This is a genomic window from Marinimicrobium alkaliphilum (assembly GCF_003259155.1).
In the GTDB taxonomy this organism is placed as follows: domain Bacteria; phylum Pseudomonadota; class Gammaproteobacteria; order Pseudomonadales; family Cellvibrionaceae; genus Marinimicrobium_A; species Marinimicrobium_A alkaliphilum.
The window spans coordinates 404,484-420,637 of sequence record NZ_QGMQ01000002.1 but is presented as its reverse complement, the minus strand read 5'-3'; the positions used below and the strand labels follow the sequence as shown (position 1 = coordinate 420,637).

19 protein-coding genes and 1 riboswitch are annotated in these 16,154 nt (G+C 58.6%); of the genes, 15 read left to right on the top strand and 4 right to left on the bottom strand.

Features of this window, described 5'->3' with window-relative positions; all coding sequences use genetic code 11:
- Positions 1–61: 61 nt before the first annotated feature.
- The 14 genes from narL to DKW72_RS05355 all read left to right on the top strand — a co-directional run bounded on the left by narL (position 62) and on the right by DKW72_RS05355 (position 11,144).
- Positions 62–721, top strand: coding sequence for a two-component system response regulator NarL (narL, locus tag DKW72_RS05420; RefSeq protein ID WP_111641302.1), 660 nt, complete (start codon positions 62–64; stop codon positions 719–721).
- A gap of 1 nt (position 722) precedes the next feature.
- Positions 723–1,949 carry a molybdopterin molybdotransferase MoeA gene (gene moeA, locus DKW72_RS05415; RefSeq protein ID WP_111641301.1) on the top strand — a complete coding sequence of 409 codons (1,227 nt, stop codon included), beginning with the start codon at positions 723–725 and terminating at the stop codon, positions 1,947–1,949.
- Positions 1,950–2,066: 117 nt separating this feature from the next.
- Positions 2,067–2,219, top strand: a riboswitch (molybdenum cofactor riboswitch).
- Positions 2,210–3,187, top strand: a complete 978-nt coding sequence (gene moaA / locus DKW72_RS05410) for a GTP 3',8-cyclase MoaA (RefSeq protein ID WP_111641300.1) — start codon at positions 2,210–2,212, stop codon at positions 3,185–3,187. Its footprint overlaps the riboswitch before it by 10 nt.
- Before the next feature lie 52 nt (positions 3,188–3,239).
- The gene (gene moaB / locus DKW72_RS05405) at positions 3,240–3,779 is read left to right on the top strand and encodes a molybdenum cofactor biosynthesis protein B (protein WP_111641299.1); all 540 of its coding nucleotides are present in this window, start codon (positions 3,240–3,242) and stop codon (positions 3,777–3,779) included.
- Positions 3,780–3,784: 5 nt separating this feature from the next.
- Positions 3,785–4,033, top strand: coding sequence for a molybdopterin converting factor subunit 1 (gene moaD / locus DKW72_RS05400; protein WP_111641298.1), 249 nt, complete (start codon positions 3,785–3,787; stop codon positions 4,031–4,033).
- A 67-nt stretch (positions 4,034–4,100) separates the two neighbouring features.
- Positions 4,101–5,339 (top strand): SpoIIE family protein phosphatase, encoded by a 1,239-nt coding sequence (locus DKW72_RS05395; RefSeq protein WP_198411226.1) that lies wholly within the window; start codon positions 4,101–4,103, stop codon positions 5,337–5,339.
- Between the two features lie 9 nt (positions 5,340–5,348).
- Positions 5,349–5,912: a SiaB family protein kinase gene (locus DKW72_RS05390; RefSeq protein ID WP_111641297.1), complete on the top strand. Its 564-nt coding sequence runs from the start codon at positions 5,349–5,351 to the stop codon at positions 5,910–5,912.
- 16 nt (positions 5,913–5,928) lie between these two features.
- Positions 5,929–6,318, top strand: a complete 390-nt coding sequence (locus DKW72_RS05385; RefSeq protein WP_111641296.1) for a DUF1987 domain-containing protein — start codon at positions 5,929–5,931, stop codon at positions 6,316–6,318.
- A gap of 171 nt (positions 6,319–6,489) precedes the next feature.
- Positions 6,490–6,774, top strand: coding sequence for a high-potential iron-sulfur protein (locus DKW72_RS05380; RefSeq protein WP_111641295.1), 285 nt, complete (start codon positions 6,490–6,492; stop codon positions 6,772–6,774).
- Positions 6,775–7,013: 239 nt separating this feature from the next.
- Positions 7,014–7,190, top strand: coding sequence for a periplasmic nitrate reductase, NapE protein (locus DKW72_RS05375; RefSeq protein ID WP_111641294.1), 177 nt, complete (start codon positions 7,014–7,016; stop codon positions 7,188–7,190).
- A gap of 28 nt (positions 7,191–7,218) precedes the next feature.
- Positions 7,219–7,503 carry a chaperone NapD gene (locus DKW72_RS05370; RefSeq protein WP_198411225.1) on the top strand — a complete coding sequence of 95 codons (285 nt, stop codon included), beginning with the start codon at positions 7,219–7,221 and terminating at the stop codon, positions 7,501–7,503.
- Between the two features lie 5 nt (positions 7,504–7,508).
- Entirely contained in the window at positions 7,509–10,013 is a 2,505-nt protein-coding gene (gene napA, locus DKW72_RS05365) for a nitrate reductase catalytic subunit NapA (RefSeq protein WP_111641293.1), read from the top strand.
- A gap of 10 nt (positions 10,014–10,023) precedes the next feature.
- Positions 10,024–10,485 carry a nitrate reductase cytochrome c-type subunit gene (locus DKW72_RS05360; RefSeq protein WP_111641292.1) on the top strand — a complete coding sequence of 154 codons (462 nt, stop codon included), beginning with the start codon at positions 10,024–10,026 and terminating at the stop codon, positions 10,483–10,485.
- An 11-nt stretch (positions 10,486–10,496) separates the two neighbouring features.
- Entirely contained in the window at positions 10,497–11,144 is a 648-nt protein-coding gene (locus DKW72_RS05355) for a NapC/NirT family cytochrome c (RefSeq protein WP_111641291.1), read from the top strand.
- An 18-nt stretch (positions 11,145–11,162) separates the two neighbouring features.
- Here DKW72_RS05355 and DKW72_RS05350 read toward each other — a convergent pair whose 3' ends face one another.
- Positions 11,163–11,834 carry an alpha/beta hydrolase gene (locus DKW72_RS05350; RefSeq protein WP_111641290.1) on the bottom strand — a complete coding sequence of 224 codons (672 nt, stop codon included), beginning with the start codon at positions 11,832–11,834 and terminating at the stop codon, positions 11,163–11,165.
- A 139-nt stretch (positions 11,835–11,973) separates the two neighbouring features.
- On the opposite strand from DKW72_RS05350, the gene ppnN reads away from it, so the two are divergent.
- Complete coding sequence (gene ppnN / locus DKW72_RS05345; RefSeq protein WP_111641289.1) at positions 11,974–13,401, top strand: nucleotide 5'-monophosphate nucleosidase PpnN; 1,428 nt, start codon at positions 11,974–11,976, stop codon at positions 13,399–13,401.
- A gap of 78 nt (positions 13,402–13,479) precedes the next feature.
- Here ppnN and DKW72_RS05340 read toward each other — a convergent pair whose 3' ends face one another.
- From DKW72_RS05340 to tolB, 3 genes are all read right to left on the bottom strand, one after another.
- On the bottom strand, positions 13,480–14,235 hold the full coding sequence (locus DKW72_RS05340; RefSeq protein WP_111641288.1) for a YbgF trimerization domain-containing protein: 756 nt from the start codon (positions 14,233–14,235) through the stop codon (positions 13,480–13,482).
- A 15-nt stretch (positions 14,236–14,250) separates the two neighbouring features.
- Positions 14,251–14,766, bottom strand: coding sequence for a peptidoglycan-associated lipoprotein Pal (gene pal / locus DKW72_RS05335; RefSeq protein ID WP_408631101.1), 516 nt, complete (start codon positions 14,764–14,766; stop codon positions 14,251–14,253).
- Between the two features lie 92 nt (positions 14,767–14,858).
- The gene (tolB, locus tag DKW72_RS05330; RefSeq protein ID WP_111641287.1) at positions 14,859–16,154 is read right to left on the bottom strand and encodes a Tol-Pal system beta propeller repeat protein TolB; all 1,296 of its coding nucleotides are present in this window, start codon (positions 16,152–16,154) and stop codon (positions 14,859–14,861) included.

Genomic DNA, 16,154 nt, shown 5'->3' with positions numbered 1-16,154 from the left:
GACACCGGGCGCCAGGCCCTAGTATGGCAGTGAGACAATGGCTACCCGTGGAGATCTGCCAATGACCAGTCAACCTGCCAGCATCATGCTGGTCGACGACCACCCCCTGCTGCGCAAAGGCCTGCAACAGTTGATCGACCTGTCCGACGACCTGCGTATCGTGGCTCAAGCCGGTTCCGGCGACGAAGCCCTCAAACTCGGCACCGAACTCGACCCGGACCTGATCCTGCTCGACTTGAACATGCAGGGCATGGACGGCATGGAAACCCTCAAGCGCCTGCGCGATCAGGGTGTCAACTCGCGCATTGTGATGCTGACCGTATCCGACTCGGATGACGATGTGCTCGAAGCCATTGCCCGGGGCGCCGACGGCTACCTGCTCAAGGACATGGAGCCGGAGGAATTACTTGAGCAGATCGAAAAGGCCCTGTCCGGCAAAATGGTACTGAGCGAATCGGTCACCCGCGTGCTCGCCAATGCCATCCGCCAGCCTGACCAACGCCCGCGCCAGAATTCCGCCCAACTCGACGGACTGACCGGACGCGAGCGGGAAATCCTCAAGCTGATCGCCAAAGGTCTGAGCAACAAACTGATTGCGCGCGAGCTGGATATTTCCGACGGCACTGTTAAAGTACACGTCAAACACCTGCTGAAAAAACTCGGGCTGCGGTCCCGGGTGGAAGCGGCGGTCTGGATGATCAATCACGACAAAGCGAGCTGATATGGGTTGCTGTGACGAACCGACACTGTTACCGGTCGACGAAGCCATTACCCGCATGCTGAAGGCGGTAGAACGACAAGCGCCGCCTGAACAGGTACTGCCGTTGAGCGACGCCCTTGATCGGGTGCTCGCCCAGGCCGTAGTCGCGCCCATCGCCGTGCCGGGGCACGACAACTCCGCCATGGATGGCTACGCACTGCGTAGCAGCGACGCCAGTCAGCCGCTGACAGTGATCGGCGAGGCCCTCGCTGGCCACCCCTTTACCGGCACGCTCAAACCCGGCGAATGCGTGCGCATTATGACCGGCGCCCCGCTCCCGGCCGGCGCCGACGCGGTGCAGATGCAGGAAAACACCCAGCGCGAAGGCGACACCCTCACCCTGACCCAGAGCGTCGAGTCCGGCGCCAATATTCGCCGCCGGGGGGAAGACATCACCCAGGGCGATACCCTGCTGGCCCGCGGCCAGCGCTTGGGGCCGGTGGAGATCGGCCTGCTGGCCTCGGTGGGCATTGCCCAGGTCGCGGTCTACCGGCCGCTGACCGTAGCCATCCTGTCGACCGGCGACGAGCTCGTACCTCCCGGACAACCTCTGGGTGATGGCCAGATCTACGACAGCAACCGCTACGCCATTGGCGCGCTGCTGCGGCGACTCAATGTGGACGTTCTGGACCTGGGGCTGATTCCCGACGAGCCCGACGCCATTCGCGCGGCCCTTGAAAGCGCTGACGCCCGCGCCGATGCGGTGATTTCCAGCGGTGGCGTATCCGTGGGCGACGCCGATTACGTCAAGGATATTCTCGGGCAATTGGGCCATATCAACTTCTGGAAGGTGGCCATCAAACCGGGCAAGCCCTTTGCCTTCGGACACCTGCAGAACAGCGTCTTTTTTGGCCTGCCCGGCAACCCGGTGTCGGCCCTGGTGACCCTGCACCAACTGGCCCTGCCGGTGCTGCGTACCCTGGCGGGCGAGCAGCTGCCCGCGCCGTTGAGCGTCACTGCCATCGCCGCAGGCACCTACAAAAAACGCCCCGGGCGCCAGGACTTTCAGCGCGCGCGCCTGGAAAGCAGCGCCGGCGACAACCGGGTCACCAGCAATGGACCGCAGGGCTCGGGCGTCATGACGTCATTTCTCGATGCCAACTGCTACGTGGTGCTGGAGGCCGAGCGCGGCCGGGTTGAGGCGGGCGAAACCGTGACCGTCGTGCCCTTTGACCGCTTCATTCAATAGCGACCCAAACGCCCTGCGGTTGATCTGGCACAAAGTTTGACTGCTATTACTGTGCAACCATGGCGTCATTACCGCTTGTTCAGTGTCGAGAGTGATCTATACTGGCAGTGAGTGACCCATTTTAAAACACACCGAGCCCCTGTACCTGCCCCGGCCTGCGCCGGAAAGGTGCGCGGGCCGCGAACCAGCCCCACAAGGGTGCGTTTGCCAGGGTCTGCCGGGAAACGGGCAGGCCTCCCACACTTGGAAAGGTGTTCCATATGCTGACCGATTCCTACCAGCGCCGGTTTACCTACCTGCGCCTGTCTGTCACGGAAGTGTGCAACTTCCGTTGCAATTACTGCCTGCCCGATGGCACCGATTGTGGCCCCGACGCCCGCGCTCAGGATCTGACGCTGGATGAAATCCGCCGTCTGGTGGCGGCCTTCGCGCGTTTGGGTACCCGTAAGGTGCGTATAACCGGGGGCGAGCCTTCGCTGCGCAAAGACCTGCCCGACATCATCCGCCTGTGCAAAGCCACCCCCGGCATCGAGACCGTCGCCCTGACCACCAACGGCTACCGCCTGAGTCAGGACCTGCCGGCGTGGAAAGCGGCGGGCCTGGATGCGCTCAACGTCAGCGTCGACAGTCTGGACGCGGCGCGCTTTGAGATGATTACCGGTCACGACAAGCTCACCAAAATCCTCGACGGCCTGGCGCTGGCAGATGAGCTCGGGATCGAAAGCATCAAAATCAACAGCGTCCTGATGCGCGAATATAACGACGATGCTCTGGACGACTTTATCGCCTTTGTGCGCGACCGGCGCATAACCCTGCGTATGATCGAGTTGATGCAGACCGGCGACAATCAGGCCTTCTTTGAGCGCCACCACGTCGACGGTGACACCGTCATCGCCCGGCTCACGGCCCAGGGGTGGCAGGAAAAAATACGCAGCCGTCACGCCGGGCCCGCGCGCGAGTTCTGGCACCCGGGCTACGCCGGCAGCATCGGCATGATCATGCCCTACAGCAAGGACTTCTGTGCCAGCTGCAACCGCCTGCGGGTATCCAGCGACGGCAAACTGTTTTTGTGCCTGTTTGCCGATGCCCATCAAAGCCTGCGCCACCTGCTGCAGGCGGACGAACCGGAACCAGTCATGGCTTTTTTGCAGGAGGCTGTCGCAGGTAAGTCCGCCACTCACGGTCTGCACCAGGGCAACCCCGGCGCCACCCGGCAACTTGCCATGATCGGCGGATAGGCACCCGGCAGATGGATCACCGACGAATCTTTTCCCTGTTTGGAGTTTCCCTATGGGTCAGCACACGACCGACACCTTAGTCCCCTTGAATATTGCGGTATTGACCGTCTCCGACACCCGCACCTTTGATAACGACACCTCGGGCGGCTATCTTGCCGAGGCGCTCACTGGAGAAAACCACGAACTGGCGGCACGGGCGCTGGTCAAAGACGATATCTATCAGATCCGCGCTCAGGTATCGGCCTGGATTGCCGACCCCGAGGTCCAGGTTGTGATCATCACCGGTGGCACCGGTTTTACCGAGCGAGACTCAACCCCCGAGGCCATCAAGCCCTTGCTGGATAAAGAAGTGGAAGGCTTCGGCGAGCTGTTCCGCCAGCTGTCCTACGACGAGATCGGCACCTCCACGGTACAGTCCCGCGCCCTCGCCGGGCTCGCCAACCGCACCCTGATCGCCTGCCTGCCCGGCTCTACCGGTGCCTGCCGTACGGGCTGGCAGAAGATCCTTTCGCGCCAGCTCGATTCCCGCCAGGGCCCGTGCAACTTTGTACCGCATCTGACGCGCAGTAACGCCTGCGAGACCCGAGGCTAACACCCATGATTACCGTCTGTTTTTTTGCCAGTCTGCGCGAACAGCTGGATACCGATCAGCTGATACTGGATATCACCGAACCCACCACCGTCACGGAGGTCCTCACGCACTTGCGGCAGCGGGACAGCGGCTGGATGTCGGCTCTGTCTTCGCCTTCGCTCCTGTGCGCGGTCAACCACAGCCTGGTGGATCGCACGGCACCGGTAAACCCGGGCGATGAAGTCGCTTTTTTTCCACCGGTCACTGGCGGTTAACCTGTCATAAAGCGGTCATAGGCAGCCCCGATAATGGCACCAAAATCTACACCAATGGGAAGCCATTATGACCATCGCTTTCGATGCATCACGCACGACTATGCCCCGCCCCACGCAGGTCTCCGCACGGGACCTGTGTGCTCATCAGCTCCAGGTGTCTCCCGATCTGACCAACCAGGATGTTCAGGCCCTCTTCGACCAACACGCCAAAGTCACCAGCCTGCCTGTCGTAGATAATGGCCTTCCGGTTGGCCTGATAAATCGGGACCGCTTTCTTACACAGGTTGCCAAGCCCTTCCACAAAGAAGTGTACGGTCGAAAGAACTGCACGCTTTTTATGGACGCCGAACCCCTGATCGTCGATCAAGGCCTGTCAATTGAAGCGTTGACCTTCCAGGCAGTTGCCAGCGGTGAAAAGGCCCTGTCTGACGGTTTCATTATTACCGATGACAACACTTATCTGGGCCTGGGCTCGGGGATGGACCTCATGAATCTGGTGGCCGAGCTACAAGCTGAAAAAAACCGCCAGATCATGCACAGCATTGACTATGCCAGTGTCATACAGCGCGCCATGCTTCGGACATCGGATCAGGCCCTTAGCGAAAGCCTGCCCACTGCTCACTTGGAGTGGCAACCCAGAGATACCGTCGGCGGTGATTTTTACCACTTCGTCAATCGTGCCGAGGGCTGGTTTGCGGCCATTGCCGATTGTACCGGCCACGGGGTCCCCGGCGCATTCATGACATTGATTGCATCTTCTTGCCTTGGACAGGCACTGGAGAAGCTCGGCCCTGAGGACCCTGCCGCCTTACTGGCAGAGGTCAACCAGAGCATCAAGTCGCAACTCGGCCAATGCTCGACAAACGGCATAACCCCTGAATCTGATGACGGTTTTGATGCGACGTTTATGTGGTTTGACAGACGTAGTCAAGCGCTCACTGTCGCAGGCGCAAAAGCCGCGCTGTTTTCACTCTCACCGGATTCCGAGGAGGTATTGCACTTCAAAGGCGACAGAATGGGCGTCGGCCATGTCGACACACCTGACAATTTTAAATGGCATAATCAACGGCTTTTCCTCCCACCAGAGACGCTAGTACTGGTCACAACCGATGGTCTTATCGACCAAATCGGTGACCGCAAGAACATCGCCTTCGGAAAACGTCCAATACGAACACTGCTCCAGAACCAGCGCCAGGCGACACCTGCTGCACTCAGCAAATCACTGCTTGATCAGCTGTCACTCTGGCAGGGTGAAGAGCTGCGCCGTGATGACCTGACATTCTTTTGCTTTCGAATCCACGTTTGAGGATCCACCATGTCCCTTGACGTCCTGTCCGACTTCAAAGCCAGCGCACAAGAAGCCAATGTGCTGTTCTACTATTCCGGTTACTTTTCTCAAAATGTGATTGCCGCAATGGCTGAAACCATACGCAGCCGTCTGGCCGGCTCCGACATTTCGAATACCCAACGGAAGAAAATATTCTCGTCTTTTGTTGAAATGTCTCAAAACATTGTTCACTACTCGGCAGATTCACTGACACCCAGCGAAATCACTGACGGTGAAATCCGGCGAGGATCGCTGTGCATTCATTTGAGTGAAGACGGCTATACCCTGTTATCAACCAATCCCATAAAACACAGCGATATCGAGCGTCTTCGCGAACGGCTATTGCCCTTGCGCGACATGACACTCACAGACATCAAGCAGGCTTACCGTGCAGCACTGCGGCAGGAACAGAATCCGGATACCAACAGCAAAGGCGCGGGATTGGGGTTTCTGACCATTGCCCGTGACGCCAGCGCCCCACTCGATTTTTACTTTACCCCGGCCCCCGATGACCCGACATCAATACTCTTTTGTGTAAAAGCCATCATTTGATATCCAAGGAGTCAACATGAATCACCTCCGCATACCTGCCTCACCCACCACACCTGAGGTTGAGTTTGACTTTTCCGCGCACAGCCTGGCCATCAAAGGTGAATCCTATCCGGAAAACGCGTCAGCGTTCTACCAGCCCATCATTGATGCCACCCGCGCCTACCTCGCCGAATGCGGAGGCTCCGCAATCACGGTAAACATTTCTTTGGGTTACTTTAACAGTTCCAGTACTAAACTACTGTTCAGCTTTTTTGAAGCTCTTAACAACTCTGCCGCCGACGGAAATCACATCACGCTAAACTGGTTCTATGACGAGGACGATGAAACAATTCTGGAATTCGGTGAAGACATCCAGGAAGACTTCAAGTCTCTGGATTTTCGCAGTCAGATTATTGAGCTTGGATAGAAAATACCGGCTAGACAGTGGGTCTCTCTCAACCATACATTTCAGCCATAAATCTAAATAATAAAGATTCTTATTACGACAGTTTTTTGACGTTTTAGGCATCCAAGGGTTAAGCTCAACGTATAATTATGAAACCAAGCAACCCGACCTATAACCCGTGAGGAGTTAGCCATGAAACGCAGAGATTTTCTCAAACTGTCCACAGCCACCGCCGGACTGATTCCGCTGGTGAATATCCCAGTGGGTTACGCGGCGGCCGATAAGCCCCGTCTCGCCACCGATGACCCTCAGGCGCAGGCCCTTCAGTACATTGAAACCAGCGAAGTCGAAGGCCAGTATTGCGACAACTGCATCCACGCCTCAGGCGACCTTTCGGAAGACTGGGTGGGTTGTAACCTCTTCCCGGGCAAAAGTGTTGCCGCCAAAGGCTGGTGCAGCGTCTGGGCTCCCCGCTAACCAGGCGCCCCGGGCTGGCATTATTCATGCCAGCCCACGTCGCGCATCTCGACCTTCCTGCCGAAATTCTCTGACTATTTGATCCGCATCAAAAATCCGCCCTACCCCCTTGGCGGTACCCCCGATGGTCCACTAGCCTTACCCACGTATCGAATCTACGCTTGATACATATCAAACGATGACGTCGATCGCATCATTACCATAAGAACTCAAAACCACGATGAGTACGGGAGGTACGTGTGGCCAGTGAGAGCAATTCCCTGACCCCGGAACAACAACTACAGAAACGCCGCGAGTGGCGGCTGTTTCTCTTTATCATCGTTCTCCTTTTTCCGCTGTTGACCTTTTTCCTGGTCGCTGGCATGGGCTTCAGCATCTGGATGTACCAGCTCGTCATGGGCCCGCCCGGCGTATAGTCGGCCACACAATTAGGAGACTACCGCCATGATGCCCACGCGTATCGCCACGGCCGAGATTGACCCGCATTCCATGCACGTCGCCAGCTATGTGGTGCATGTCCGGCCAGAGGCCTTTGAAGACACCAAAACCTGGTTGCTGGCCCGTCCAGCCACCGAAATTCACGCACAGGACCCCGCAGGCAAGTTGGTGGTTGTTATGGAGTGTGCCGACCCCCAGGCCATTCTCGACGCCATCGACCAAACCGGCGAGCGACCCGGTGTTATCAGCGCCGCGCTGGTTTACCACGAAATACTCGATGAGGAGCTTTGAGCACCATGAAACTCACCCGCCGCGATTTTGCCAAGGCTAACGCTGCCGCCGCCGCCGCTGCCGCCGTCGGTCTGCCCTTACCCGCCAGTGCCACTAACGTTGTCACCAACCGGGAGCTGGCCTCCCTGAAGTGGGACAAGGCCCCCTGCCGTTTTTGTGGCGTGGGCTGTGGTGTGATGGTTGCCACCAAGAACGACCATGTGGTCGCCACTCACGGCGACGTTCAAAGCGAGGTCAACCGGGGCCTGAACTGCGTCAAAGGCTATTTCCTGTCAAAGATCATGTACGGCCCGGACCGTCTGCACAAACCCTTGTTGCGGATGAAGGACGGCAAGTACGACAAGCAGGGCCAGTTTACCGAGGTCAGCTGGGATCACGCGCTCGATCTGATGGCCGACAAGATCAAGGAAGCCATCCGGGAGGACGGCCCGGAGAGCGTCGCCATGTTCGGCTCCGGCCAGTGGACCATCTGGGAGGCCTACGCCGCCAGCAAACTGTTCAAAGCCGGGCTGCTGAGCAACAACCTCGACCCCAACGCCCGTCACTGCATGGCCTCGGCGGTTGCGGGCTTTATGCGCACCTTTGGCATCGACGAACCCATGGGATGCTATGACGACATCGAGCACGCCGACGCCTTCGTTCTCTGGGGCGCCAACATGGCCGAAATGCATCCCATGCTCTGGAGCCGCGTGGCCGACCGCCGCCTGTCCTTCGACCACGTCGAAGTGGTGGCCATGTCGCCCTACGAAACCCGCAGTTTCGAACTCGCCGATGTGCCCATGATCTTCAAACCGCACACCGACCTGATCATCCTCAACTACATTGCCAACTACATCATTCAGGAAGGCAAGGTCAACGAGGACTTCGTCAACAAATACACCCGCTTCGCCAAAGGCCAGGATGACATCGGCTATGGCCTGCGCCCGGAAGACCCGCGCCAGCAGCGTGCTACCGGTGCCGGCAAGGCCAACACCTGGAGCGATATCAGCTTTGAGGAGTTCGCCGCGTTTGTGCGCCCCTACACCGTCGAGCGCGCCGAACGCGAAACCGGTGTACCGGCTCAGCGTCTGCGCCACCTGGCGGAGATTTATGCCAACCCGAACAAAAAGGTCATGTCCTTCTGGACCATGGGCTTTAACCAACACACCCGCGGTGTGTGGGCCAACAACATGGTCTACAACCTGCATTTGCTGACCGGTAAAATCAGCGAGCCGGGCAACAGCCCCTTCTCTCTCACCGGGCAACCCTCGGCCTGTGGCTCAGCCCGGGAAGTGGGCACCTTTGCCCACCGCCTGCCCGCCGATATGCTGGTGACCAATGCCGAGCATCGGGCCTTTGCGGAAAAAGTCTGGAAGCTGCCCGAGGGCGCCGTGCCCTCAAAAGTCGGATTCTCTGCGGTCGAGCAAAGCCGCAAACTCAAAGATGGGGTGCTGCGCTTTTACTGGACCCAGGTCAACAACAACGTCCAGGCCGGCCCCAATATCATGCAGGAAATCATGCCCGGCTGGCGCAACCCGAAAGCCTTTGTGGTGGTGTCTGACGTCTACCCGACCGTCTCGGCCCAGGCCGCCGATCTGATTCTGCCCGCCGCCATGTGGGTGGAAAAAGAAGGCGCCTATGGCAATGCCGAACGGCGCACCCAATTCTGGCATCAACTGGTATCGCCACCGGGCGATGCCCGCTCTGACCTGTGGCAGATGATGGAGCTGTCGCGCCGCATTGGTGTAAAAGATGTCTGGCCCGAAGAGCTGCTGGCAAAAGCCCCGGACTTCCGGGACAAAACCCTGTTCGACATTCTGTTTGCCAACGGTCAGGTGGATCGCTTCCCGCTGTCCGAGGTGAATAAGGATTACCGTAACGATGAATCCCACCACTTCGGCTTTTACGTGCACAAGGGCCTGTTTGAAGAGTATGCCCAGTTCGGTCGAGGTAAGGCCCACGACCTGGCGCCCTTTGAAACCTATCACCAGGTGCGCGGCCTGCGCTGGCCGGTGGTGGACGGCAAGGAAACCCTCTGGCGCTTCCGCGAGGGCTACGACCCCTATGTCGAGAAGGGCTCCGGCGTCCAGTTTTACGGCAAGCCGGACAACAAGGCGATCATTTTTGCGCTGCCCTACGAGCCACCGGCGGAGGTGCCCGACGAAGAGTTTCCCTACTGGCTCAGCACTGGCCGGGTTCTGGAGCACTGGCACACCGGCACCATGACTCAACGGGTGGAGGAACTGAATCTGGCGGTGCCTCACGCATTGGTATATATGCATCACGACGACGCACGGGCCCAAGGCTTCCGGCGCGGCAGCGAGATTCGCATCACCAGCCGGCGCGGCACCATGCGCGCTCGGGTAGAAACCCGGGGTCGGGTAAAACCACCCAAGGGCCTGGTGTACATCCCCTTCTTTGACGCCAATCGCCTGGTGAACAAGTTGATACTGGATGCTACCGATCCTATCTCACTGCAGACTGATTACAAAAAGTGTGCCGTTAAACTCGAACTGATCAGCTTGGCATAAGGAGGCTGGCGTGAAAAAACTGTTGATTCCACTCTTGCTCGCACTACCGGCCGCGCTCGTTGCCAATGAGCTGGTCGATCCGCCAGCACCGGACGGCTTGCGCCGCGGCGGCACCATTTTACAGGACAACCCGGCACCACCACTGGCAGGGGAGCGCGCGGGCATTCACCGCGCGACGCGCAATTACCCGGAGCAACCCCCGATGATCCCGCACCCGATTCGGGAGTACCAGGTGGATAAGAACTTCAACCAATGCCTGGTGTGCCACAGCCGCAGCCAGAGCGTCCAGACCGGTGCGCCCATGGTGAGCATTACCCACTACTGGAACCGCGAAGGTCAGGCGCTCGGCGCAGTATCGCCGCGACGCTACTTCTGCACCCAGTGCCACGTACCCCAACACGACACCCGCGCAGCCAGCGACAACCGCTTTAAGGGTATCGACGCCGTCTTTCGGGAAAGCCAGGACAATTAACGAGGTCACCTATGCTGAAATTCCTGAAAACCTACTGGCAGGTTTTTAACCGCCCGGCTTCCTACATCAGCATGGGTGTGCTGAGTATGGGTGGCTTTATCATGGGTATCATGTTCTGGGGCGGGTTCAACACCGCCCTGGAGGTGACCAATACCCAGGAGTTCTGTATCAGTTGCCACGAGATGCAGTCCAAACCCTACCAGGAGCTGATTTCCACCATCCACTACACCAATCGCTCCGGCGTGCGGGCCGAGTGTGCGGACTGCCATGTGCCGCACGACTGGACCTTCAAAATTGCACGCAAAATGGAGGCTTCAAAGGAAGTGTGGGGCTGGATCTTTGGCACCATCAATACCCATGAAAAGTATGAGGCGAAACGCCGGGAACTGGCCGAGCGGGAATGGCGCCGCCTTAAAGCGAATGATTCACTCGAATGCCGTAACTGCCACGAGTTTGAATCCATGGACTTTACCCTACAAGCACCCCGGGCGCGCGCCATGCACTCCACCTATCTGGCCAGTGGTGAAAAAACCTGCATCGACTGTCACAAAGGTATCGCCCACCACTTGCCGGATATGTCCGGTGTCCCCATGGGCCTGCACGAGGTAGACACGCCGCACCTTGACCGCTACATGCAACAGCGTTTTGCCACCGAGTGATCGGTGGCAAAACGCCGCCTAACCTTTCTTCAGGCGCTCTTGTAACCACTCGCTGATGGCGCCCACTTGCTGTGGGCATACCCCGTGCTCCATGGGGTAAGTCTGATAGCGCACGGCATAACCCTTCTCTCGCAACCATTCATAGGCCGCAGCCCCCAGCGCTTCCGGCACCACCGGATCGCGGGTGCCGTGCTCAATCAGGATGGGAGTTTTCCGATTGGCCGCGTGCAGCGCAATACTGTCGCGCGTGGCGAGGTAACTGGACAGGATCAGCAATCCCGCCAGCGGCTTGTCAAAACTCAGACCGGCCTCGTAGGCCACTGCGCCCCCCTGGGAAAAACCGGCGAGGACAATACGCTCGCTGCGCACCCCCGCGTCCAGCTCCCGCTGAATCAGCCCCTGAACAGCCTCAGAAGAGGCGCTCAGTTGCGCAACGTCAACCCGACGATCGATGCTCATTTCCAGAATATCGTACCAGGCGGGCATCACATAACCGCCGTTGATGGTCACCGGCATCTTGGGCGCATGGGGAAAGACAAAGCGGGTGCGAACGCCTTCGGGCAAGCGCAACTGCGGCACCAACGGTGCAAAATCGTGGCCGTCAGCCCCAAGGCCGTGTAACCAGATCACAGCACTATCAACCGCACCGGCAGCGCCGGCTTCCATCTCTACACAAGGTAAATATTTCATAAGCTCTCCCGCCTCGAGCACGTGACTCGACTATACTTGGATAACAAAACCGAAGGGTAACACACCCTTGGAGGTTCCCCCGACGCGCGAGCCCCCAAAATGGCGTCTGCCCCCGTCAACCGTAGAAGTGCGAGGTCCTATGAATCAAAAGCTACAAACCATCCCCCCCCATCTGCGTGGCCACTATGGCTGTGAACCCTATGAGACGATCGACACCACCGTATCCCCGGTCGGGCAACTCAACCTGCTCACGCGCGAAGAAATCGGCCGGCTGCTCGATGTGGCCACCGGGAGGCTTTACCCGATGCTGCGAGGCTGTGCGCTGGCAGTGATGAACGCCGGGAACTATATTGATGACGGCAAGGAGTTGCTGGAGCGCTTCAAAGATTTCGACATCAAAATTCTTCAGAAAGAACGGGGCATCAAGCTACAACTGACCGGCGCCCCGGCCAGCGCTTTTGTCGACGGCAAAATGATCCGCGGTATCAACGAACACCTGTTCGCGGTACTGCGCGATGTGGTTTACGCCAATGACGAGATTCACGACAACCCGCGCTTCGACCTGAGCACCACCGATGGCATCACCGATGCGGTCTTCCATATGCTCCGCAACGCCCGCATTCTGCGTCCGGGCACCGAACCGAGTCTGGTGGTGTGCTGGGGCGGTCACTCGATATCCCAGGTCGAATACGACTACTCCAAGGAAGTGGGCTACCAAATGGGTCTGCGAGGACTGGATATCTGCACCGGCTGTGGCCCCGGCGCCATGAAGGGCCCCATGAAGGGTGCCGCCGTAGGCCACGCCAAACAGCGTATCACGCGAGGACGTTATCTAGGCATTTCCGAGCCGGGCATCATTGCGGCTGAATCGCCCAACCCAATTGTCAACGAACTGGCGATCATGCCCGACATCGAAAAACGCCTGGAGGCGTTCGTGCGTGTCGGCCACGGCATTGTGATCTTTCCCGGGGGCGTAGGCACGGCGGAGGAAATTCTGTACATCCTCGGCGTTCTCCTGCACCCGAGTAATCGCGACATCCCTCTGCCGGTGGTATTTACCGGACCCTCCGGCTCAGCCGACTATTTCGAACAGATCGATGCCTTCATTGCCGATACCCTCGGCCCCGAAGCACAAAAGCTCTACACTATCGCGATTGACGATCCGGCCCGGGTCGCCTCAATCATGAGCGAAACCATGAAGAAAGTCCGCCAACACCGGCGCGATACCGACGATGCCTATTATTTCAATTGGCAGCTACACATTGAGCCAGACTTTCAGCAGCCCTTTAACCCTACTCACGAGAATATGCACGCCCTACCACTGCATCGCGATCAGGCAACACACCTGCTCGCCGCCAACTTGCGCCGGGCATTTTCGGGAATCGTGGCGGGCAATGTAAAAGAGGAAGGCATACGAGCGATCGAGGCTCACGGGCACTTCGAGCTGCGGGGCGATTCGACCATGATGGCCTCGCTGGACGATCTGCTGAATGCCTTTGTCGCACAGAACCGGATGAAATTCCCCGGCAAGGAGTATGTACCCTGTTATCGCATCGTCAAGGATTGAAGCCGGACACCCGAAGGCAGAAACAAAAAATCCCGGCGACTGCCGGGATTTTTTTGTTTTAAGCCCATTAACGCCGGGCTAAAAATTTTCCTGCAGGTACTGCTGCGCAAGACGCGCCGCGTCACTGCCACTATCGGCAACTTCCTGCATCAGGCGTCGGGCTTGATTGTCATCCCCTTGCAAATGATACACCCGTGCCAGCTTATACTTGGCGTCGGGCACCTTGCGGTCATCCGGAAAGTCTTCCAATAACCGGCTGAACCAATCGCGGGCATCACCCAGCTCGTCTTTCAGAAGATAGATTTCACCCAGCCAGTAGTAGCTGTTGCCGGTAAAGTCACCATCCGGAAAGCGCTCAAGATGTGACTTGAACGCCTCTGCGGCACCGTCGAGGTCCCGTTGACGCAGGCGGTCATAGGCAGCGCGGTAAACTTCCGCCTCGGCATCACTGTCGAGACTGCCACCACCGGCGCGACCCGCCCCCACACTGCCACCGGGCAGCGCTCCGCCACCGCTAAGCTCACTCAGGCGTCGGTCCAGGTCCATGTAGTCATCCATGCGCTGCTGTTTGAGACGCTGGATTTCGTGTGCCTGCTCTTCAACCTGACCGCGCAACTCAAGCACTTCCTGCTGCAGCGTTTGCAGCTGAAAATAGAGTTCCGACAGCATGGAGGATGCTTCGCCTGCACCGCTGCCTTGACCTGACTGCGGCTGCCCGGATTGCGCGCCCGAAGAGGCACGCACACCCTGAGGCGTGGATTCGCGAACTTCCACCTGGGCCTGAAGTACAGGCGCAGCGGCCAGAACGGCCGCTGCAAGCAGATATTTAACCATGATCAAACCTGTGGTTTAGTATTTGATTTCAACGCGACGGTTTTGTCCCCAAGCACGTTCGTTGCTGCCTGAGGCCAGCGGGCGCTCTTCACCATAGCTGACCACTTCGATGGAGTTGCGCGGCACACCCTGCAGTACCAGGAAGTCACGCACAGCGTTGGCACGACGCTCGCCAAGGGCCATGTTGTATTCGCGGGTACCGCGCTCATCAGTGTGGCCTTCCAGACGGACATTCACCGGGTTATTGCGCAGACGCTCGGCATGCGCCAGCAACAGCGCACGGGTTTGCGGCTTGAGTACGGCTTGGTCGAAGTCAAAGTACACGATGCGTTCCAGACTTTCGGCTTCCTCGTCGCGGTCACTGCGACTGCCCATACCTTCACGACCACTGGTACCGGTAGTCACGCCGCTGCGCTCAGCTTCCGCCGCTGCCGCCGCATCTTCGTCAACGGTATCGGTGCTGGAACAACCCGCCAAAAAGGCCAGAACCACGGCCAGACTCAAACCCTGTTTTATTAATTTAATCATCATGTGTCGACTCCAATAATGTGTTGGACTGTGTTTGTTGTGTTGCACTCAGTAGAAAAACCTTGGCCGGGCGCTTTTCGGCCCCCGGCTTACTACTAATCAAAATACGGCGACCAGGCCGGTTCCCTGACATCGCCCTGCTCGGACGGCAGGCGGAAACGGGTTCCGGCATCGAGTGACACCGCCGCCAGAATACCCTTACCGTTCTGTCGAGTCGCGTACATCAGCATGGCACCATTGGGGGCGATGGTTGGGGATTCATCCCAGTCGGTCTCCGACAAAATGCGTACGACCCCGGTTTCCAGGTCCTGCACGGCAATGTGGAACACGCCGCCACGCTGGTGCACCATGACCATATGCTTGCCATCCGCAGTCAGACGCGCGCTGGCGTTGAAGTTACCTTCGAAGGTTAAGCGCTCAACCCGCCCGTTGGCAAGCGTCACCTGATAAATCTGGGGACGGCCGCCGCGATTTGAGGTAAAAATAATCCCTTTTCCGTCCGGCGTCCAGCTGGGTTCGGTATCAATTGCAAAATGGTTGGTGATCCGGGTCAGCTCGCGCGTGCGCACATCAATGGTGTAAATCTCCGGATTTCCGTCACGGGACAGCACCATGGCGAGCTTGGTGCCATCCGGCGACCAGGCTGGGGCACCGTTGAGGCCCTGGAAGTCGGTAATCTGCTGCCGCTCGCCAGTGGCCAGGTCCTGCACAAAAATGGCCGGTCGACTGGTTTCGAAGGACACATAGGCGATGCGCTCCCCGTCCGGCGACCACGCCGGTGAAAGAATCGGCTCGCTCGACTCCAGCAACATACGCGGCCGTGCGCCGTCGGCATCAGCGAGCATCAAACGGTACAAGCTTGGCTCGGCCGTGCCTTCTTCGTGAAATGCCTCGACGAAAACGATCTCGGTGGCGAACGCACCGCGTACGCCAGTCAGGGTCTCGTAAATGCGATCACTGATGGTGTGGGCGATATCGCGCAGCTGGCCAGCGCTACCATCAATGGTTTGACGGGCCATCAATCGGCTCTGCCCAAGCACGTCAAACAGCTCAAAACTGACATGATAGCGATCGCCGCGCTGCTCGATATTACCCACCAACAGGTATTCCGTGCCCAGTACTCGCCAGTCGCGAAAGTGCACGTCTGAGCCGCTGGTGGGAAAGGAGAGCATATCATTTCGCGACAGCGGGTCGAACAGACCACTGCGCAACAGGTTGGCGGAGATAATCGCACTGATATCTTCGTCCAGAGCCGGACCGTTCCAGCCCATGGGCACGATCGCGATGGGGGTCGGGTTATCAACCCCACGGGTGATTTCAATGGTCAACTGCGCCTGGGCGCTCGCCCCCCACAGCAGCAGTGCGACCACAACAAACTGTCTGACAAGCAT